Genomic DNA, 20,202 nt, shown 5'->3' on the forward strand with positions numbered 1-20,202 from the left:
ACGCTGCAACCGTCGCTTCGTCGCAAGGACTTTAATGGCTTGACGACCATGCGCAACGATGGTCATTGCCTTCAAGCACTTAGGCTGGCCGCACCGACTATGACGAGGCCGCGGACCATCCGCGTTGCTGGCCGTTGCGCCGAGCGCCGCTTTCCGCTAAGGGCCGCGAGAAATTCCGGCCGGATGACCCGTGTCGGCCGTCCACAAGCCCAGAGAGATTATCATGAGCCCCCGTCCCAACGCTCTGCGGAACGTTGCCATCATCGCGCACGTCGATCATGGCAAGACCACCCTCGTCGACCAGCTTTTCCGCCAGTCCGGCACTTTTCGAGACAATCAGCGCGTCGATGAGCGGGCGATGGACTCCAACGATCTGGAGAAGGAGCGCGGGATCACGATTCTCGCCAAGCCCACCTCCATCGAGTGGGAAGGCACGCGCATCAACATCGTCGACACGCCCGGCCACGCCGACTTCGGCGGCGAGGTGGAGCGCATCCTCTCGATGGTCGATGGCGTGGTGCTGCTGGTGGACAGCTCTGAAGGCGCGATGCCGCAGACCAAGTTCGTGACCGGCAAGGCGCTGGCCCTCGGCCTGCGTCCCATCGTCGTCGTCAACAAGGTCGACCGGCCCGACCAGCGCATCCAGGAAGTGCTGGACGAGGTGTTCGATCTGTTCGTGAGCCTCGACGCGACCGACGAGCAGCTCGACTTCCCCGTGCTCTATGCTTCCGGCCGCAACGGCTATGCCAGCACCGACCCGACCAAGCGCGAAGGCACGCTGACGCCGCTGTTCGAGACGATCGTTAACCATGTACCGCCGCCGGCGCTGGACATCGAAGCGCCGTTCACCTTCCTGGTGACGCTGCTCGACCGCGACAACTTCCTCGGCCGCATCCTCACGGGCCGCGTGAACAGCGGCGTGGTGAAGATCAACCAGCCGATCCACGCGCTGGACATGGACGGCAAGATCATCGAGACCGGCCGCGCCTCCAAGATCATGACCTTCCGTGGCCTCGACCGGGTGCCGGTCGATGAGGCGCAGGCGGGCGACATCATCAGCCTCGCCGGCCTGACCGTGGCAACCGTGGCCAATACCATTGCCGACACCTCGGTCTCCGATCCGATCAAGGCACAGCCCATCGATCCGCCGACGCTTTCCATGCGCTTTGCGGTGAACGATTCGCCGATGGCGGGCCGTGAAGGCGACAAGGTGACCAGCCGCATGATCCGCGACCGCCTGTTCCGCGAAGCCGAGAGCAATGTCGCGATCAAGGTCACCGAGAGCGCGGACAAGGACAGCTTCGAGGTCGCCGGTCGCGGCGAGCTTCAGCTGGGCGTGCTGATCGAGACAATGCGCCGCGAGGGCTTCGAGCTCGGCATTTCGCGTCCGCGCGTGCTGTTCGGCGAAGACGAGAACGGCAACCGCACCGAGCCTTATGAGACCGTCGTCATTGACGTTGATGATGAATTCTCGGGCACGGTTGTGGACAAGATGAACCAGCGCAAGGCCGAGATGACCGACATGCGGCCCTCGGGTGGCGGCAAGACCCGCATCACCTTCTCGGCGCCCTCGCGCGGCCTCATTGGCTATCATGGCGAGTTCCTCTCCGACACGCGCGGGACCGGCATCATGAACCGGCTGTTCGAGAAATACGGTCCCCACAAGGGCAAGATCGAAGGCCGCAAGAACGGCGTGCTGATCTCCAACGGCGCCGGCGAGGCCAATGCCTATGCGCTCGGGCCCCTTGAGGAGCGCGGTGTGCTGATGGTCGGCGTGGGCGAGGCGCTCTACGAAGGCATGATCATCGGCGAGAACGCCAAGCCGGAAGACCTTGAGGTCAACCCGATGAAGTCCAAGGCGCTCACCAACTTCCGCGCCAGCGGCAAGGACGACGCCGTCCGCCTGACGCCGCCGTGGAAGCTGACGCTGGAGCAGGCCATCGCCTATATCGACGATGACGAACTGGTCGAGGTGACGCCCAAGACCATCCGCCTGCGCAAGCGCTACCTCGACCCCAACGAGCGCAAGCGCGCCTCGCGGTCCAAGGCCGCTTGAGCCAAGGGGCGCTTGTCCAACCGGACGAGCGCCCTTTTTTTTGGGGGAAGAGGCGGCGTGCGCCGAACGACCCCATTCCCAGTCCCGCTCAAGGGCGTTGTGCGCGCGAGGGACAAGCTCCAAACCCTCTCCCCTTGAGGGAGAGGGATGCGCAGACTTGGCAGCCTGCTGCCTTAGTCGAAGCTGGGAGAGGGGTAAGCGATCCAAAGGATCTCGCGGATCAGAGATCCGCCACCCCTCATCCAACTCCGCCTAACCGCCAGATGGCGACAAGGCTCCGTATCCTTCTCCCTCAAGGGGAGAAGGTTGAATTTGACCCGCGCCACATCGTCCTCGCAACCTAGCGCGCAGGCGTGGGCGTTGCTGTCCCAGTCGTCCGCATCGCGGCGACAACCCGTTCCGCCTCGGCATGGGCCTCCGCCTCGACACCCTGATAATCCCGCGTGTAGCGCTGGGCGAAGCCCTGGACGCCCCATTGGCGATACTGGTGCACATGATGCAGCTCATGCGCCCAGAGGCCGACATCCGAGGCGGCATCCTCGGCGGAGCGGAAGAGCACCACATCGTCCAGCGTGATCGCCGCGGCATTGCTGCGGTTGAAGGTATTGGTCTGCAGGCTGAACTCGTGACCCTGGCCAACGCGATAGCGCACGCGGTCCAGCAGGGCGTCCGGCATATGGCCGCGCAGCCGAGCGCGAATGGCGGGCGGGATCGGCTCGACGCCGGCGGCCACCGCATCGTTCCGCGAGGCGGTGATCCAGCTCGCCAGCGCCTGCGCCGCGAACAATTGCCCCGCACCCTGCAGATCAGTCAGCAAGCGCCGGCCGGCCTCGTCAAATGCCGGTACGACCTGGCGGGCGGCGTCCTGAGCCCGCGCGGGAACGGTGAAACCGGATGCGGGAATCAGAAGCCCCACCGCGGCAAGCGGCACGACCAGCAGGGAGGGAAAGGAGAAACGGGGCATGACACCACCTCTACGTCCGCACGGCTGAACCCGCTTTTAACGCCTTACGCGTCCCACGCCCTTCGCGACCATCCTTCCACATATCACCGCATCCAGGGCACGCCCCATGGGCAGATGAACGGCCTGTTTCGCGGGCGTTCAGGCCGGTCTGGCAGAAAGGATGGATCGGACGAGCGAGGCCGCGCGCAACGCCGACATTGGACACAGGAGAATGACATGCCTCTTACCCCCCGCCTCGCTTCGGTCGCCTTCGCCGTTGCGGCCACATTCGGCCTCATGCCGCTCGCTGCGGCACCGGCTCAGGCCCAAAGCAGCCTGTCGATCAGCTATCGGGATTATGATCGTGGCGCCTATCGTGATGGCTACCGCGACGTCCGCCGCGACCGCCATTATCGCGAACGGTCTTATCGCAGCGACCGCCGGGACTGGCGACGTCACGACCGCGGCTATCGTAGCGGCTACGGCTATAACGACCGTCGCCGCTGCTGGACCGAAACCCGCTGGGACCGCTGGCGCGGCGAGCGGTATCGCGTGCGCATCTGCCGCTGATCATGCCAACCGCACGACCGGGGCCGGACAGTCTCCGGCCCGGCCGCCCTCGCGGACTGCCCCATGCGCGCTCCTGAGAAGCGTTGACTGGCCGAAAGCTCTTCGGCAAGGACGAGCCATGGTTGATACTCCCGCATCCGACACGCCCGCCGCACCGCAGAGCGAGACGCCGCCCGACCGCCTCTCCACCAATCCGCGCAGCCCGCATTTCGACGTGGAGACGCTGCAGCGGGGCATCGGCATCCGCTTCAAGGACCGGGTGCGCACCGATGTGGAAGAATATTGCATCTCCGAAGGCTGGATCCGCGTCGCCGCCGGCAAGACCCGCGACCGCCATGGCCAGCCGCTGACCATCAAGCTCTCCGGCCCGGTCGAGGCCTGGTTCGAGGACGCCAAGCAGGACTGAGCCCTGATGGCCCGCGACAGGCGCGCGGGCCAAACCATCTGCGTTGATGGCCGCGCTGATAGTGGCGGATGATCGCCATCCGATCGAAAGAATTGCCTTCCCGCCCGCCTCGTTTATGGTAGCGTTATCAAAACGCGAAGTTGAACGCGATTGGGGAGGATTAGATGGCGGCTATGTCCTGTCATATGCATGCAAGGGGCGTGTCGGCGTCTCGCCGTGAGTTGCTGGCTTCCGTCGCCTCGGCCACGCTGGTGAGCGGGATTCTCGCGCCAGTTACCGCGCGTGCAGCCTTGCCATCAGCTCAGTCTAAGGGCGCGCTCAGCGTGGCGCCGCGCCTTCAGCCCTTCGACATGGCGGATGTGACGCTACTGGAAAGTCCGTTTCTCGCCGCGCAACGAGGCACGGAAGCCTATCTGCTTTCGCTCGAGCCGGACCGGATGCTGGCCAATTTCCGCACAAATGCCGGGCTCGCTCCCAAGGCACCGGTCTATGGCGGTTGGGAATCCGAGGCGACCTGGGCAGACATCCACTGCCACGGCCACACGCTCGGCCATTATCTCTCCGCCTGCGCACTGATGTTCCGGTCCACCGGCGATGGGCGATTCAAGCAGCGCATCGATTATATCGCCGACGAGTTGGATGCCTGCCAGCGCGCATCCGGCGTGGGGCTGGTCTGCGCCTTTCCTGAAGGCGCCGCGCTCGTCGCCGCGCATATCCGGGGCGAGCCGATCACCGGCGTCCCCTGGTACACACTGCACAAGATTTTTGCCGGTTTGCGCGATGCGTGGCAGCTTGCCGGCAGTGACACTGCTCGCCTTGTGCTGCTGCGCATGGCCGATTGGGCGGTGGTCGCCACCCGGCCGCTCGACGCCGCCGCCTTCGAGGCGATGCTCGCCACCGAGCATGGTGGCATGAACGAGGTGATCGCCGATCTCTATGTACTGACCGGAAAGGCCGATTACCGCACCTTGGCCGAGCGATTCTCCCAGAAGGCGGTAATGGAGCCGGCCGCTAAGGGGCGGGACTTGCTGGATGGCATGCACGCTAATACGCAGGTGCCCAAGTTCGTCGGCTTCCAGCGCGTCTACGAGGTGAATGGTGAGAAGGCCTATGGCGATGCCGCAGCCTTCTTCTGGCGCACAGTCGCCCGCACCCGCTCCTATGCGACGGGCGGCCATGGCGATGCCGAGTTCTTCTATCCGCCCGCCGACTTCGCCGCGCATGTCTTCTCGGCCAAGGGCTCTGAAACCTGCGGCCAGCATAATATGCTCAAGCTCACCCGCGCGCTGTTCCTGCACGATCCGCAGGTGGAGCTGGCCGACTTTTACGAGCGCGCGCTCTACAATGGCATTCTGGCGTCACAGGACCCGGAGACCGGCCTCGTCACCTATTTTCAGGGCGCGCGGCCGGGCTACATGAAGCTCTATTGCACCCCGATCGATTCCTTCTGGTGCTGCGCCGGATCCGGCATGGAGAACCATGCGAAGTATCGGGATTCGATCTATTTTCATGACGCCGAGGCGCTGGTCGTCAACCTGTTCATCCCCTCATCGGTGCGCTGGCGGGATAAGGGCGCGGTACTGACCCAAACCACGCGCTTCCCCGAAGAACCGTCCACCACCCTGCGCTGGTCTCTGGCCCGCCCCATCCGCGCGACCCTGCGCCTGCGCCACCCGCGCTGGAGCCGGACAGCGCGCGTCAGCCTGAATGGCGCGCCGCTGGCGCAATCGACGAAGCCGGGCAGCTATCTGGAGCTGGACCGCAGCTGGCGGGATGGCGACATACTGACGCTCCAACTGGACATGCAGGTGCGCGTCGAGGCATCGCCCGCGGCGCCGGGAATCGTGGCATTCACTTATGGGCCGGTCGTGCTCGCTGGCGCATTCGGGACGGAGGGGCTGGCACCGGGATCGGATGTGGTCGTCAACGAGCGCCTTTATGGCCAATATAACGATACGCCCTTCTCCCCGCCCCAACTGGCGGGCGATGCCGAGACGATTGCGGGGCAGCTCCGCCCCGGCACCGCCCCGCTGGAGTTCATGATCCCCGACCGGGAGGGCCGCCCCGTGCGGCTGATCCCTTATTATCAGATCCGTCACGAACGCTACGCGACCTACTGGCCGCTGCATCCTGCCAGCAATTGAGGGCCAGCCCCCCTCCCTGGTCGGCCCGCTCTTTCGATGCGGCTTAGCGGTCCCGTACCGCCATCTCGTCTTGCGAATGCTTCTCAATATATGCAATGGAGGCGCTCGAACATGATTCGCGCAGGCTGATCGCTGCGCGTCGCCAATCATCGTCGGGGGGCATGTGGACGGACAGCGGGTGGACAGGCAGCGGGCGGATGAGCCGGTAGCGGCAAGCGGCGGCGCGGCAGCCATCGCGCGCGGGGCGTCCGTGTCGGCATCTCCCTCCAGTGCCGCTCGGCCCGCGCAGAAGGCCCCGGGCAAGCGCAAGGCACGCGCCTTCTGGCTCAAGCAATTGCACAGCTGGCACTGGATCAGCGCGGCGATCTCGCTGATCGGCATGATGTTGTTCGCGATCACCGGCATCACGCTCAACCACGCCGATTCCATCGGTGCCGCGCCGAAGGTCGAGGAGCGAACCGCGACCCTGCCGTCCGCCCTGCTCGCCCAGATCGAGGCGGCGCCTGCTTCAGCCGATGCGCCGCTGCCCGCCCCGGTCGCCGCGCATCTGCGTCAGGCAGTCTCACTCGACGCAACCGGGCGCGCGGCGGAATGGTCGGACGAGGAGGTCTATGTCGCCCTGCCCGGCCCAGGCAGCGATGCGTGGATCACCATCGATCGCGCGACCGGCGCCGTGACGGCCGAGCGCACCGATCGCGGCTGGATTTCCTACTTCAACGATCTGCACAAGGGCCGCAACACTGGCGGCACGTGGAGCTGGTTCATCGACATCTTCGCTGTCGCCTGCATCGTGTTCACCCTGACCGGCCTGCTGCTGCTCCAGCTTCACGCCCGGCATCGCCCCTCCACCTGGCCGCTGGTCGGGCTGGGGCTGCTCATCCCGCTCGTCATCGCCCTGCTATTCATTCACTGAGGACCCGCTCTCCCATGAAGAAGACTTCCCTCGTCCTTGCCGGTCTCGTCGCCACGCCTGCCACGGCCGGCACAATCAGCGTGACCATTCCCCGCCTCAATGTCGCCGAATATCACCGGCCTTATGTCGCGGCATGGGTCGAGCCGACCGGCGGCGGCGCGGCGCAGACCATCTTTGTCTGGTATGACGTCAAGCTGCAGGGCCGCGAGCCTGGCACGAAGTGGCTCTCCGATCTGCGCACCTGGTGGCGCAAGGGCGGCCGCAGCCTCAAGCTGCCCGCCGATGGCGTGAGCAGCGCCACCCGCGCACCGGGCACGCACAAGATCGCCCTGCCCGCCACGCTCAAGCCGGGCCAGTACACGCTCTATGTGGAAGCCGCGCGCGAGACCGGCGGGCGCGAGATCGTCTCCATTCCGCTGCAGGTGCCCGCCAAGGGCGGCTCCGCCACCGGCAAGTCCGAACTGGGCGCCATCACCATTTCCGCTCGCTGAGCTTTCCAAGACCCGAAAGGCCACGACCCCATGCGCATCAAGACCGCTCTGCTTGCCGCCGCCGCGCTGATCGCCGCCACGGCGATGCCCGCCAATGCTCACCGCCAGTGGCTGCTCCCCTCCGGCACCATCTTCTCGGGCGGAGACCCGTGGGTGACGGTAGACGCGGCCAGCTCCAATGACCTCTTCTACGCCGATCACAACGCCATGCGGCTCGAAGCCGTCAAGGCCTGGCGGCCGGACGGCAGCGAAGCGCAGATCAAGAATGCCGCCACGGGGCGCTATCGCTCGGTGTTCGACGTGCAGCTCGACCAGCCGGGCACCTGGCGCATCGGCAGCGCGCAATCCGGCGTGATGGGCACGTTCAAGGTCGATGGCGTGGAGTGGCGCCTGGGTGGACGGCGCGGACCGCCGCCGGCACTGGGCGCACAGGCACCGGCAAATCAGGTGAGCAGCGTCGCGGAGATTCCGGCCAACGCAACTGACCTCAAGCTGACCGAAACCAGCGGTCGCAACGAGTTCTTCGCCACCAAGGGCGAGCCGAGCGCTATCAAGCCGCTGGGCAAGGGGCTGGAGATGGTGCCGATCACTCATCCTGCCGAGCTGGTACAGGATGAGCCGGCCAAGCTGCGCTTCCTGGTCGATGGTCAACCGGCGGCTGGCCTCAAGGTCACGCTGGTGCCGGGCGGCAAGCGCTATCGCGATAATGAAGGCGTGTTCGAGGTAACGACCGATGCCGACGGCGTGGCCACGGTGAACTGGCCGATGGCGGGCATGATCTGGCTCAACGCCTCGCTGAGCGACGACAAGCCTGCCACCCCGCGCGTCACGGCGCGGCGGATGAGCTACACCGCCACGCTGGAAGTGATGGCGCCTTGACCATGCTCGGCGCCGTTCCGCGCATCGTCGTGCCCTCGATCCAGCCCGGCGCCCTCGCCGGGATCGACCCGGGCGCGCCGGTGCAGGAGATTGGCGGCGAAACCATGGGCACCATCTGGCGGGTGCGCTTCTGCGCCCCGCCGGATGTGGATGCCGACGCGCTCAAGCCGGATGCGCAGGCACGGCTCGATGCCATCGTGGCGGATATGAGCCATTGGGCGCCGGATTCCGCCCTCAGCCGCTTCGGCGCGGCGCCGGCTGGGCAGTGGACCACCTTGTCCGCCGACTTTGCCGCCGTGATGGCGACCGGCCTCGCTCTTGCCGAGCGCACCGACGGCGCGTTCGATCCGGCCATCGGGCGTTTGACGGATCTCTATGGGCTGGGGCCCAACCCCATGCAAAGCGAGCCGACGGACGAAGCGCTTGCGCAGGCGCTGACGGAATCGGGCTGGCGACGCCTCGCGTTCGAGCCAACGACCCGCCGGTTGCGTCAGCCGGGCGGCCTGTGGCTGGACCTCTCCGGCATCGCCAAGGGCTATGCCGTCGATGCCGTGGCGGACCTGCTGGCCGAGCGCGGCGTGGCGCATTGCCTCGTCGAGGTGGGCGGCGAATTGGTGGGCCGCGGGATGCGCCCGGATGGCGACCCGTGGTGGGTCGACCTTGAAATTCCGCCGTCCATGCGCGCCCGGCCGATCCGCATCGCCCTGCATCAACTGGCCGTGGCGACATCCGGCAATTATGTGCGCGGCGCCCACACGCTCGATCCGCGCACCGGGCGGCGGGTGGAGAACGGCGTCGCCTCGGTCAGCGTCCTCCACGCCCGCGCCATGGATGCCGACGCCTGGGCCAGCGCGCTCACCGTGCTCGGACTGCACGCCGGCGCCGCACTGGCGATCCGCGAGGGGCTGGCCGTCCATATGCTCGTCCAGGATGGCGCGACGACCCGCGAGTGGATCAGCCCTGCGCTGGCGGAGATGCTGGGCGATTGAGCCCCGCCAGTTACTTCGCCTTCATTTCCCCATTTCATTCGGGTCAAATTTCAGCATCGCCGCACTTTTGAGAGCCGGGTCCCAATGTTCGGCGATCAGGCCGTTTTCGATCCGGTACACATCGAACCAGCTGGTGACATAGGGCTTGCCCGCCTCGTCCTTCATCGGGCGCTCGCTCATCACCAGCACATAATCGCACTCCGCCACGATCCTGATGATCGGCAGCGTGATGATCGGCGAAATCGGGCGGGCGGGGCGTGAGCCGCGCAGGAAGGCCGCCAGCGCATTCCGGCCCGAGGCGACATTGGGATTGTGCTGGATATAGTCGGGCGTGAAGAAGCGCTCGACCAGATCGGCATGGCCACCCTGCACAATATGGCGATACATGTCGTAAACGAGCTTCTTGTTGGCGGCGAGCTTTGGGTCCGGGCTGGCGAGCATCGCCTGCTGCGCCTCGGCCGAGGCCGCGACCTGAGCATGCCCCGGGCCGGTGACCATGGTCATGGCAATTAACAGCGCCGCGATGGTCGGAATGCGTGCGAAAACCCTCATGCTCTCTCCCCTCTCCATTCCGCCCGTGCGCTCCGTGCCGGCGGCTCTGGCCTTTGTGCCGCAAAAGTCTCATGCTGGCGAGCCTGAGGGAGAGACCGCATGGACGACCGCAACAATCGCCGGGCCGTAGACCTGCTCAACAGCTTCCCGTTGCTGCTCATTCCGGTGCTGATCTACAATCTGGTGGCGCTGTTCGCCGGCGCGCCGCAGCCGGATCAGACCGAGCCGCCGCTGGCCGCCGTGATGCGGGGCGAGGCTTTCTCGCTGCCCATGCTTTCGGGCGTAATGCTGATGCTGAACTGGGGTGACATGCTGCTGCTGCTCACCATCGTCTTCCTGCTGGTCGAGGTGGTGCGATCGACGCGGCGCGGGGCATCCTCCATCGCCAATCTACTGCTGACCATGGCGGTGTTCCTGTTGTGCGCGATCGAGGTCTTGCTCCTCCCGGGCTTTGTCAGCGCCACCTTCTTCCTGCTCACGATGATCGTTCTGTTGCACGGCCTGACCGGCCTGTCGCTCTGGCTGGCAGACCGACGCCACGCCGCAGCCGCCCCGCCCGCTTAGCGCAAGGCCAGTTCCGCAGGCTTCGGCGCCGGGCCAGCCGCCGCCACGTCGGCCGTCGCTCCGCCGCGCAGCAGCGTCCCGCAAGCCGGCGCCTGCGCTTCGTCCGGGTCGACAAAGCCGAAGATGGCCCGCACATCCGGCAGCATCATCGAAAAGCCGAACAAGCGCTGCGGCCGGAACAGATCGACCGGCTCGCGCAGCACGGTCGGCGCGGCCAGCGTGCCGCCGATCAGGATCGGCGCGGGGCGACCGAACCATTCGCGGCTCTTGCCCTGCGCCTGCAAGCGCAGATCGAGCCGCTCGCCCCGCAGATCGAACTCGCCGCGCCCGGTGACGACATGACCATCGGTATCGATCAGGATCGGGTCGGCCGTCGCCAGCCCGTCGCGGACCGAAAAGGCGATCAGCCCGCAATTGAGGTGGGTCGCGTCATCTGCCCCCGCCTTATCGCCGCCGATCCCGAGGCGCTGACCGAGGCCCCAGAACATGCCTCCCCCCGAATCCACCCCGTTGCCGCTGCGCGTGCCGAACATCGCAGCACGCAGATTGGTCATATCCAGCTCCGAGGCGCTTGCCCGCGCCATGCCCACGCGCCCTGCCGGCAGCACCAGGGCGATGCGGCCATCGGCATGACCGAGCGTCTCGCGCAGGGTCTCGCCGCGCCCGCTCAGCTGGATGCGCCCGCGCGCCAGCGCCGTCGTCTCGCGCGGGGCGAGGCCCCAGCCGGCCAGCAGCGGCCCCATCGGCGTCGGCGAGAGGCGAATATCGTAGCGGGCAAGCGCCGGGGCGGATCGCGCATCAATGTAGATATCCGATGAGACGAACCCGCCGGCGAGATCGACACTGGCCGGCGACAGCATGAACCGCCCATCGATCAGCGCGAGCCGCATGGCGAGATGCGCGGGCTTGAGCACGGAGCCCGCGTCCCCGACGCCCTCGATCTGCTCGGCCTTATAGTCGACCACAGCATCGAAACTGCGCAACGCTTCGGGAGACAGGGTGGCATCCGGCAGCAATGAAGCGACGGGCTGCGGACCTTCGCCATCGGATAGGGACGTCGCCGTGCGCAGCCCCAGCACAGCCATGCCGTCCGCCAGATGCAGGGCATTAGACGCCAGAGAGGCCACAACGCGCGGACGAGCGCCGCGTTGATCGAGCGTCAGGCTGCCGCTGAGATCTGTCTCGCCAAGCTGCCCTGCGATGCGACTGAAATGCCAGCCGCCACGCCGCTGCGCGAGCCGGGCCGTCAGCGAAAAGGACGGCGCGGCTGGAAGATCGATGCGCGCCAGTGCCGCTAGCGTCGCAAGATCGGGGCCGCGCGCCCCGACCCGCAGGTCCGCCCCGGCCAGCCGGAACGGGCTGTCGCTTTCCCCTTCCAGCCGCAGGTCCAGTGTCTCCGCGCCCGCGCGCAAGGCAAAGCGGAACGGTTGCCCTTCGGCCGAGTTGCTGGAGCCATTCATGCGGAAGCCATCACCGACAAGACTGGCCCGCCCGGTGAAACGCACCGCGCCCGGACCGCTGCCGACCAGCTTGAGCCAGCTCTCGATCCCGTCGCGCTCGTCCCGGTAGCGCAGCACGACATCGTCCGCGTCCACCCGCTGCACGCCAGCGACGGCAAACAGACCGTCCTTGCCACCGAGTTTCCAGTTGGCCGCGCCCGTGCTCGCCTGCCGCTCCAGATCGAGCGTGCCGCCGCGCAACCCGAGCGCACGCGGGCCAGGGCGCCCGATCAGCAGATCGAATGTGGAGAAGCGCGCCGTCAGAGCGCGGACATTGAGCAGATCGGGCGCCTGCGCCCAGCCGGCATTGGCGATGCGCACATCGTCCGCAGCCAGTTGCAGGGAGAAAGGCGTCACCAGCAGGCGGACATCCCCATCGATCGCGACGGCACGGCCCAGCGCGGCGCTCGCCCGGCGCTCGATCGGCTCGCGCAGCAGCGTGGTGCCAAGACCGGCGGCCAGTCCGGCCCAACCCAGCAGCGGCACGGCCAGCGCTGCCCAGAGCAGCGGACGGCGACGGCGGGCGGCCCGAGGCGTGGCAGGGTGAGGATCGTCCAAGGGCGGCAGGCGCGGTGGTGCGGTCACGGCGCACCAGTACTGGCACGCCGGATCATCAGCGCTGCCGCCGCCCCACGCTCATCCCCGGAGTTCATGCCGCCGCACTAGCGCCGGCAAGCTGAACCGCCGCTGAGCGCTGGCGCGACCTACTTCTCGAAGGCCGCGCTTATGGTGAGTTCGACCTGGTCGGAGACGATGGGGATCGCATAGGTCATGCCGAAGTCCGACCGCTTGATCGCCGCCGTCGCCTCGAAGCCGAGCGTCGCCTTGCCGTTATAGGGATGCTTGCCGGCCCCGGTGAACTCCGCTTCAAGCACCACCGGCTTGGTCACGCCGTTGAGTGTCAGGTCGCCGGTGATCTTTGCAGCCGTGGTGCTCGTCGCGACCACACTGGTGGAGACAAAGCGGGCCGGCGCCGGATCGGGGCCGAAAAAGTCAGGTTTGCCGCCATCCTTGCCGGCACGCAGCAAATGGCCGTTGAGGCCGGCACTGGCCGTCACCACGCGCGCGACCGGAATGGACACATCCACCTTCGCGGCGGAGAGCTTGGCCGGATCGATCTCCAGCGTGCCGGTGATGTCCCCGAAAATGCCGAAATAGTCGTTGAAGCCGAAGTGGTTGGCGCGCCAGCCGACGAGCGTGTGGCCCGCATCGGCCTTGTAGGTGCCGGCCGCGACCCGGCTGGCATCCTTCTGCCCGGGCAGTTGCGCCTCATTTTGCGCGGCCAGCGGCGCCACGACCAGAATGGCCGGCAGAGCCACCAATGCAGTCGCCAGAGCGATCTTCGTTCTTTTCATCATTCCACGGTCCTCCAACCAGTCAAGAAAAGGCGTGCGGATATCGGGCGCTCAGAGCGGCGAATCCGGATTGAACAAGGTCCGCCACATATGGGCGCTCGGGCTGCTATCGAATCCGAGGCCCTCCGCGGGCTGACGGAAGTGGCGGCCGATCACATCCTCGAACGGATCGAGCGAGACCTGCGCACTGGGATCGAAGGCGTAGAGATCGTTCACGGTCACAAGGCGGGCCGCCATGTACCAGCGGTGCTTGCGGACCATCGCGAACTCCCGCTGCACATGCGGCGGCGGGACATAATCCTCGCCGAACATCTCGCGATAGATGTCGGGATAGGTGTAGCCCGTCTCATCGTCCGGGAAGAAGCGCAGCGCGGCATGATGCCGGATGGCGAAGGCGACCTTCTCGGAGACATAGGGCTCGAAAAGCTGCGCACTCCAGAAGCCATGATTCGCGCGCATCATCGCCATCGACAGGTCATGGACGAGGCAGGCGAAGACGATATCCTCATCCATGTTGCGCTTGCGCGCCTGCGTGGCGCTCTGCAGGCAGTGGTTGGACGTGCTCTGAAAGCGCAGGCGGATGAAATCGGCGAGCTGCGGCTTTTCCGGCATGGGCGTCAGCACGTCGACCGTCCCCTGCTCGGCGATGAAGACATTGCCGACACCCCGCCGGTAGTGGCGCGTCGGGATCTGCGCATCGACCTGCGCGACGGTGGGGAAGGTGCGACCGGCAGGGCCGAGGTTATCCGCCAGCGCATGTTCCAGCGCATCGGCCTTGGCCTCCGCGCTCATCGCCGCGACGGCGGCCGCGCCACCGAGCGAGGCGATGAACGCACGCCGCCCGATTCCGCCGACAATATCCTCCGCTACTCCCGATTGCATGTGATCCCTCCCCGTCTGCCCCGAGACTTTTCAATTGACTTTGTGAACTCCATTGACGGATTTGCGAACAGATTTGTATCTGGATCATGACGTTGCACTGCGTTTTTCCGTCAATCGGAAAACTGACAGATGCTGATTGACAGTGCTATCCGAATAGCACGCGCAATGGAGGGGAATGATGGGCGGCACGCAAAGCCGGGGACGGATCGGCGCGGCATCTTCATGTCCATGGGGGACGCGATATGGGGCGCACGCGCCAACCGAGCGCGCCGCCTGGATGCACGCGGAATGACCAGCCCGCGCGGCTCGGCAGAGCGAGTCATCTATCTCCTCAGGCTGGTGATCGAGGGCAGCGAGCAGTTCACGCTCGGCGAGCTTGCGGAGCGGTCGGGCCTGCCGCTCAGCTCCGTCCACCGCCTGCTGCGCCCCCTGCTCACCGAAGGCATCGTCGAGCGCGGCGATGGCCAGACCTACCGCACAGGGCGCGAACTCACGCGGCTGGCATCGCAGCTGATGGCACAATTCGATCCGGTGCGCAGCGCGCGGCCGCTGCTTGCCGGGCTTGTGCGCAAATGGTCGGAAACCGCCGTGCTATGCCTCTATGCCCCGGTTCGGCGCCGCGCCGTGGTCGCCGCTGTGGCCAATGCCGCCTGCGACCATTGCCCGGCGCTGGAAGAAGGCATCGAGATCGAATTGCCTTGGGGATCGCTCGGCCAAGCCATTCTCGCCAGCCTGCCACCGAGTGAGAGCGAAGCCATCTTCCGGTCCATCACCCGCAGCCCCATCGCGGGCAGACCGCCGGCAAAGCGCGCCCAATTCCTCGAGCAGATGCGGTGCATCCGCGACGAGGGCGTCGCACGCAATCTGGATGAGGAGCTTGGCCTCGCCGGGGTCGCAGCGCCGGTTTTCGATGGCGCGGGACGGCTGATCGGCTCGCTCGGCGTCGTCATGCCCCTGCCCCGCTTCCACGCGGCGCGCGATGCCGATCTCGTCCGTGACGTGGTGAGGGCCGCGAACAGCTTCGCAGGCCGCGCCGCCGACAGCACAGGGCGCGCCCATCCCTTCCACATTCCGAAATTGCGCCCCGATGTCCATTGAGAGGATTGACGCCATGGGGGCCCCGTCCCTGTCTGGCAGGCAGAGCTGCACACTGTGCGCAATGGGGAGAGGCGGGGTGACACATATTGGCCGATTACAGGGCAAGCGCCGTGCGCCCGATTACTGAGCCGCTGCCCATCGGCCGGGAGAGCGCGGCCGGCCCATCCCCTCTGCCAAAGGAACAGCGGGCGCCCTGGCCCTGGCAATCGACCTGGCCATTCGCAATGCTGATGGTCGTCTCCATCTTCAACTATCTGGACCGATCCCTGCTCGGCCTCGCCTTGCCGGCGATCAAGGCGGAGATGGGCGTTTCCGACACCGCGCTCGGGCTGGTTTCGGGCGTCGCGTTCATCGTGATCTATTCGCTGATGGGCCTGCCCATCGCGTGGGCGGCCGACCGGTTCAATCGCCGCACGATCATCTCCATCGGCCTCGCCTTCTGGAGCGCCGTCACGCTCGCGACCGGCTGGGTCACCAACATCTGGCAGCTCGCTTTCGCGCGCTTCTGCCTGGGCGCGGGCGAGGCCAGCAGCACGGCGCCGGCCAATTCCATGATCGCCGACCTGTTTCACCCTACAAGGCGCCCGCTGGCCTTGGCGATCTACGGGGTCGCGGCGACCATCTCGCACATCGTGCTGTTTCCCGTGGCCGGCTGGATTGCGGAAACCTATGGCTGGCGCGCCATGTTCATTGCCGCCGGCGTGCCGGGCATCGTGGCAGCGCTGGTCTTTCGGCTCACGGTCCGCGAGCCGGCCCGCACAGCGGCTCGGCCGGCGCACAGCCGTTCGCCGATTGCCGCGATCAGAACCGACGTGCGCGCGTTGCTGGCCAACCGATGCTATGCCTGGATGCTGCTCGGCATGACGTTCATGGGATCCAACATCTGGGCGACCGGCTCCTGGACGCCGACCTTCTTCCAGCGGGTCCACGGCCTGACCATGGCGGAAGCGGCGACGATCATCGGCCCCTCGCGCGGTTTTCTCGGCGCGGCGGGCATTCTCCTGGGCGGCCTGCTGGTGGATCGGCTGCGCAAGAGCCAGTTGCGCTGGCGGGTCGGCATTCCGGCGCTCGCCTGCCTGGCGATCGGCCCCGCGGAACTGCTGTTTCTGCTCGGCGAGGAGACCGCGATCTGGGTGCTGGGCTTTGCCAGCGCCAGCTTCTTCACCCTGCTGCATCAGGGGCCGATCTACGCCGCCGTCGTCAATGTGGTAGCGCCCGACCAGCGCGCGCTGGCCATCGCGATGCTGCTGCTGGGCGGCGGCCTCGTCGGCAACATCATTGGCCCGACGGCGGTCGGCATTTTGAACGATGTGCTGGCGGCGGACTTCGGCCAGTCGGCCATCCGCTATTCCCTGCTGCTCATCGCGATCACGCCGCTCTGTGCCGGTGCCTGCTTTTGGCAAGCCTCGCGCCTCTACGTGCGCACCGCGAATGAGGAGGGTTGAGCAGCACCGCGCGACGAGTTGATTTCGGAAATCATGTTCGCTGCTCAATGCCGCCATGCCCTCCTTCCATATATTAGAAATCCTGCCTTCATCGCGTGACAAAAGAAAATTGATTTTGTATACCGAGACTCATGAAGGGGATTTCTGAAACGGCGCGCAAGAGAATGAGCGCGATGGCAGGAGAGGCAGCCCGGTTCGGCGGATCACGCCAGGGCGCTGCTGTGATTCTTGCGGCGGGCGCAGTTTATCTGGCCGCGCTCGGCGCTGCCTTCCCTGTGCAGGGCGACGAGCCGACCGCCGTGGCGGAGAATGCGCCGCACCCGATGATCGGCAAATACTGCATGTCCTGCCATGATTCGGAGGAGCGCGTGGCTGGCCTCTCCTTCGAGGGCATGGACTTCGACCATACCGGCAAGAATGCGGCCATTTGGGAAAAGGTGGTGCGCAAGGTGAGCGCGGGCGCCATGCCGCCGCTCAACAGCCCTCGGCCCGAGGCGGGCGAACTGGCCTCGTTTCTGGGCGAATTGACCGACCGGCTCGATTCCACGCCCGCGCCACTCCCCTCGGCGAACCTGCGCCGCCTGAACAGAACAGAATATGCCAATGCCGTGCGCGATCTCATCGGGCTGGAGATCAATCCCGCGGACTTCCTGCCGCCCGATGCCGCGACCGGCGGGTTCGACAATATCTCCAGCGTACTGACCACCTCCCCGGCGCTCATTCAGGGCTATCTCAACGCCGGGCTCAAGATCAGCAGCATCGCCACGGGCGCTTCAACGCTCGAACTGACGCGGACCGTTTACAACGCGCCCGGCAAACTCGTGCAGACCAAGCATCTGGAAGGGCTGCCGCTCGGCACCCGGGGCGGGATGCGGGTCAACCATTTCTTCCCGGTGGACGGCACCTACGAGATCAGCGTGCGCACCAGCACCGGGGGGTTCATCGCCGGGCGCCGGGCGCCGGCTCCCATGCCGGCCGTCAACCTCACCATCGATGGCCGCCGGGTCGCGCTGGGCAAGGGCGACAAGGTCCGCGTGAAGCTGGGCGCCGGGCGGCGCACGATCACGGCGGCGCTGCTCGATGAGGTCGCGGGTGCGGGCGTGAACGACATCTACGCCAATTATCTGACCAAGGGCCTCGTCCTCAACGTCGCGGTCAACGGGCCATTCACGACACAGGGGCCGGGCCGCAGCGCGCCGCGCGCCACGGTCTTCTCCTGCCGCCCGAAGAGCTGGATGGAGGAAAAGCCCTGCGCCCGCGCGATCCTGACGCGCCTCGGCAGCCTTGCCTTCCGCCGCCCGCTCAAGCCGATGGGCGGCGAGGTGGACGCGATCATGAAGATGTATGATGCGGGCCGAGCGCAAGGCACGTTCGAGGACGGCGTGCGCGCAGGCCTCTCCTACATTCTCGTCGATCCCCGCTTCATTTACCGGTTCGAGCAGCCGGTCGCGCAGGACAAGTTCGCAATCAGCGATCTCGACCTCGCCTCGCGCCTCTCCTTCTTCCTGTGGAGCAGCATCCCCGACCAGCAATTGCTCGATCTGGCGGCGCAGAACAAGCTCAGCGACCCGGCCGTGCTGGACCAGCAGGTCAACCGCATGCTCGCCGACCCCAGGGCGGAAGCGCTGGTCGACAATTTCGCGACCCAGTGGCTGCATCTGCGCGAATTGCGCTCGGTCCAGCGCGAGAGCCCGGCGTTTGACGACAATCTGCGCGTCGCTTTCGAGAATGAGACCAAGGGCCTCGTTCGCTATGTGATGCTGCAGAACCGCCCGATCCGCGATCTGCTCGATGCGGACTACACGTTCGTCAACGAGCGGCTGGCCCAGCATTATGGCATTAGCGGCGTGCGCGGCGACTATTTCCGCAAGGTCAGCCTGCCCAAGGACAGCGTGCGCCGTGGCCTGCTCGGGCAAGGGGCGATTCTCACCGTCACCTCCGTCGCCAACAGAACCTCGCCGGTCATTCGCGGCGCCTGGGTGCTGGAGAACATCCTCGGCGTGAAGCCGCCGCCACCGCCGCCGGGCGTGGAGACCAATCTCGACGCGAATGCCGAGGCCACGAGCCTGCGCCAGCGCCTTGCCGTGCATCGCGAGAACAAGGTGTGCGCCTCCTGCCATAATATGATGGACCCCATCGGCCTGGCGTTGGAGAATTACGATCTGGTCGGCCAGTGGCGGACGCGGGACGGCGCCTTCCCCGTCGATGCCTCCGGCGTGATGTCCGACGGCACCAAGATCAATGGCCCGCGCGATCTGCGCAACGCCATCCTCGCCCGCTCGGACGCCTTCACCCACACCTTCATCGAGAAGCTGATGACCTTCGCCATCGGCCGCGAACTCACCTTTGCCGACATGCCGGAAGTGCGCCGGATCGCCCGGACCAGCGCCGGCAATGGCGATCGCTTCCAGACGATCCTGCGCGGCGTCGTCACCAGCCGGCAGTTCAGGATGCCGGCGGGCAGCCAGAAGGATCGGCTGCGCGTGTCGCCCAGCCAGTTGACCTGGAATACCAGCCGGCAGCCGCCCGCCATGATTGGGAGAAAGAAGTGATGAACGGCGATGAATTTTCAGGCGATGGCGCGGGCATATTCGACCGGCGCAGCGTGATCGCCGCCGGCTCGCTGCTTTCGCTGGCTCTCTCGTCGGGTGTGGCGATGGCCGCGGAAGCCCTGCGTGGTGACGAACTGCCGCTGCGCACCACGGGTCTGGAACATATCGGCATGCTGGTGCCAGACGTGACGAAGGCCGCGCAATTCTATGGCCGGCTGTTCAATCCGGCGGTCCACAAGGAGGCCGATCCGCCGCTGCGTTATTATGTCGTGCTGGGCAAGGGCTATATCGCTCTGGGATCGCGCGCCACCGCGCCCGATCCGGCGATCGACCATTATTGCGTGCTGCTCGAGAAATACGACCGCAAGGCCATGGATGCGCGCCTCGAGCGCGAAGGGCTGGCCCCTGCCATGCGCGGCATCGTCTACGATCCCGATCACATTGGCCTGCAATTGCTGGAAGAGCCGGCCGGCCTCGCCAGCACGACGGTGCCTGCCGGAAACATCGTGGAGGGCGCGCCCCTCGTCACCCCGCTCAAGATGGAAAGCATCCTGCTGCGCGTCAGCGATCTGGCTGCCACCAGCAAGTTCATGTCGCTCTTCTTCAAGGAGATGCGCGCGCCGGTGCCGGGCCAGCGCTGGTTTGCCGCGGCGAACACGCCCATCGCCATCCGCCAGACGGTCGGCCGGGAAAAGCCGGCCGTGGATGACTGGACGGTGAGTTGCCGCCGCTTCGACAGTGGCAAGGTCGCCGCCGCGCTCGCGCAGATGGGGGCAGTGATCCTGCCTTCCGCGCCCGGCACGCTGCGCCTGCTCGATCCCAATGGTTTGCCGCTCACGATGAAGATGGCCCGCTGATGCGCCG

At 66.4% G+C, this 20,202-nt stretch carries 18 protein-coding genes; 13 read left to right on the top strand and 5 right to left on the bottom strand.

Annotated elements, in window-relative coordinates; translation table 11 throughout:
- The first annotated feature begins 223 nt into the window (after positions 1-223).
- The gene (typA, locus tag M2341_RS14930) at positions 224-2,056 is read left to right on the top strand and encodes a translational GTPase TypA (RefSeq protein ID WP_264585775.1); all 1,833 of its coding nucleotides are present in this window, start codon (positions 224-226) and stop codon (positions 2,054-2,056) included.
- Positions 2,057-2,396: 340 nt separating this feature from the next.
- Here typA and M2341_RS14935 read toward each other — a convergent pair whose 3' ends face one another.
- The gene (locus M2341_RS14935; RefSeq protein WP_264585776.1) at positions 2,397-3,020 is read right to left on the bottom strand and encodes a DUF4157 domain-containing protein; all 624 of its coding nucleotides are present in this window, start codon (positions 3,018-3,020) and stop codon (positions 2,397-2,399) included.
- A gap of 216 nt (positions 3,021-3,236) precedes the next feature.
- On the opposite strand from M2341_RS14935, the gene M2341_RS14940 reads away from it, so the two are divergent.
- From M2341_RS14940 to M2341_RS14970, 7 genes are all read left to right on the top strand, one after another.
- Complete coding sequence (locus M2341_RS14940; protein ID WP_264571314.1) at positions 3,237-3,569, top strand: hypothetical protein; 333 nt, start codon at positions 3,237-3,239, stop codon at positions 3,567-3,569.
- Positions 3,570-3,687: 118 nt separating this feature from the next.
- The gene (locus M2341_RS14945; RefSeq protein ID WP_264571315.1) at positions 3,688-3,975 is read left to right on the top strand and encodes a DUF3297 family protein; all 288 of its coding nucleotides are present in this window, start codon (positions 3,688-3,690) and stop codon (positions 3,973-3,975) included.
- A gap of 200 nt (positions 3,976-4,175) precedes the next feature.
- The gene (locus M2341_RS14950) at positions 4,176-6,119 is read left to right on the top strand and encodes a glycoside hydrolase family 127 protein (protein ID WP_319801059.1); all 1,944 of its coding nucleotides are present in this window, start codon (positions 4,176-4,178) and stop codon (positions 6,117-6,119) included.
- A gap of 250 nt (positions 6,120-6,369) precedes the next feature.
- The gene (locus M2341_RS14955; protein WP_264586058.1) at positions 6,370-7,032 is read left to right on the top strand and encodes a PepSY-associated TM helix domain-containing protein; all 663 of its coding nucleotides are present in this window, start codon (positions 6,370-6,372) and stop codon (positions 7,030-7,032) included.
- Positions 7,033-7,046: 14 nt separating this feature from the next.
- Positions 7,047-7,523, top strand: a complete 477-nt coding sequence (locus M2341_RS14960) for a DUF2271 domain-containing protein (RefSeq protein ID WP_181560645.1) — start codon at positions 7,047-7,049, stop codon at positions 7,521-7,523.
- A 30-nt stretch (positions 7,524-7,553) separates the two neighbouring features.
- A complete protein-coding gene (locus M2341_RS14965; RefSeq protein ID WP_264585777.1) occupies positions 7,554-8,402 on the top strand; it encodes a DUF4198 domain-containing protein in 849 nt (282 codons plus the stop codon).
- A 2-nt stretch (positions 8,403-8,404) separates the two neighbouring features.
- The gene (locus tag M2341_RS14970) at positions 8,405-9,391 is read left to right on the top strand and encodes an FAD:protein FMN transferase (RefSeq protein WP_319801067.1); all 987 of its coding nucleotides are present in this window, start codon (positions 8,405-8,407) and stop codon (positions 9,389-9,391) included.
- 21 nt (positions 9,392-9,412) lie between these two features.
- Here M2341_RS14970 and M2341_RS14975 read toward each other — a convergent pair whose 3' ends face one another.
- Entirely contained in the window at positions 9,413-9,943 is a 531-nt protein-coding gene (locus tag M2341_RS14975; RefSeq protein WP_264585778.1) for a nuclear transport factor 2 family protein, read from the bottom strand.
- Between the two features lie 99 nt (positions 9,944-10,042).
- Here M2341_RS14975 and M2341_RS14980 point away from each other — a divergent pair, with 99 nt between their 5' ends.
- Complete coding sequence (locus M2341_RS14980; RefSeq protein ID WP_264585779.1) at positions 10,043-10,507, top strand: hypothetical protein; 465 nt, start codon at positions 10,043-10,045, stop codon at positions 10,505-10,507.
- On the opposite strand, the gene M2341_RS14985 is transcribed toward M2341_RS14980, so the two are convergent.
- The 3 genes from M2341_RS14985 to M2341_RS14995 form a co-directional block, all read right to left on the bottom strand.
- Positions 10,504-12,591 carry an AsmA family protein gene (locus tag M2341_RS14985; RefSeq protein ID WP_264585780.1) on the bottom strand — a complete coding sequence of 696 codons (2,088 nt, stop codon included), beginning with the start codon at positions 12,589-12,591 and terminating at the stop codon, positions 10,504-10,506. The genes M2341_RS14980 and M2341_RS14985 overlap by 4 nt on opposite strands.
- A gap of 119 nt (positions 12,592-12,710) precedes the next feature.
- Positions 12,711-13,364, bottom strand: coding sequence for a YceI family protein (locus tag M2341_RS14990; protein ID WP_264585781.1), 654 nt, complete (start codon positions 13,362-13,364; stop codon positions 12,711-12,713).
- 48 nt (positions 13,365-13,412) lie between these two features.
- Positions 13,413-14,243 carry a hypothetical protein gene (locus tag M2341_RS14995; RefSeq protein WP_264585782.1) on the bottom strand — a complete coding sequence of 277 codons (831 nt, stop codon included), beginning with the start codon at positions 14,241-14,243 and terminating at the stop codon, positions 13,413-13,415.
- A 288-nt stretch (positions 14,244-14,531) separates the two neighbouring features.
- Here M2341_RS14995 and M2341_RS15000 point away from each other — a divergent pair, with 288 nt between their 5' ends.
- The 4 genes from M2341_RS15000 (at position 14,532) to M2341_RS15015 (ending at position 20,195) form a co-directional block, all read left to right on the top strand.
- Positions 14,532-15,341: an IclR family transcriptional regulator gene (locus M2341_RS15000; protein WP_264585783.1), complete on the top strand. Its 810-nt coding sequence runs from the start codon at positions 14,532-14,534 to the stop codon at positions 15,339-15,341.
- A 110-nt stretch (positions 15,342-15,451) separates the two neighbouring features.
- Complete coding sequence (locus M2341_RS15005) at positions 15,452-16,786, top strand: spinster family MFS transporter (RefSeq protein WP_264585784.1); 1,335 nt, start codon at positions 15,452-15,454, stop codon at positions 16,784-16,786.
- Between the two features lie 173 nt (positions 16,787-16,959).
- On the top strand, positions 16,960-19,338 hold the full coding sequence (locus M2341_RS15010; RefSeq protein WP_264585785.1) for a DUF1592 domain-containing protein: 2,379 nt from the start codon (positions 16,960-16,962) through the stop codon (positions 19,336-19,338).
- Positions 19,338-20,195, top strand: a complete 858-nt coding sequence (locus M2341_RS15015) for a VOC family protein (RefSeq protein WP_264585786.1) — start codon at positions 19,338-19,340, stop codon at positions 20,193-20,195. Before M2341_RS15010 ends, M2341_RS15015 begins: the two co-directional genes overlap by 1 nt.
- Positions 20,196-20,202: the final 7 nt, after the last annotated feature.

The sequence above is a fragment of the Sphingobium sp. B7D2B genome (genome assembly GCF_025961895.1).
In the GTDB taxonomy this organism is placed as follows: Bacteria; Pseudomonadota; Alphaproteobacteria; order Sphingomonadales; family Sphingomonadaceae; genus Sphingobium.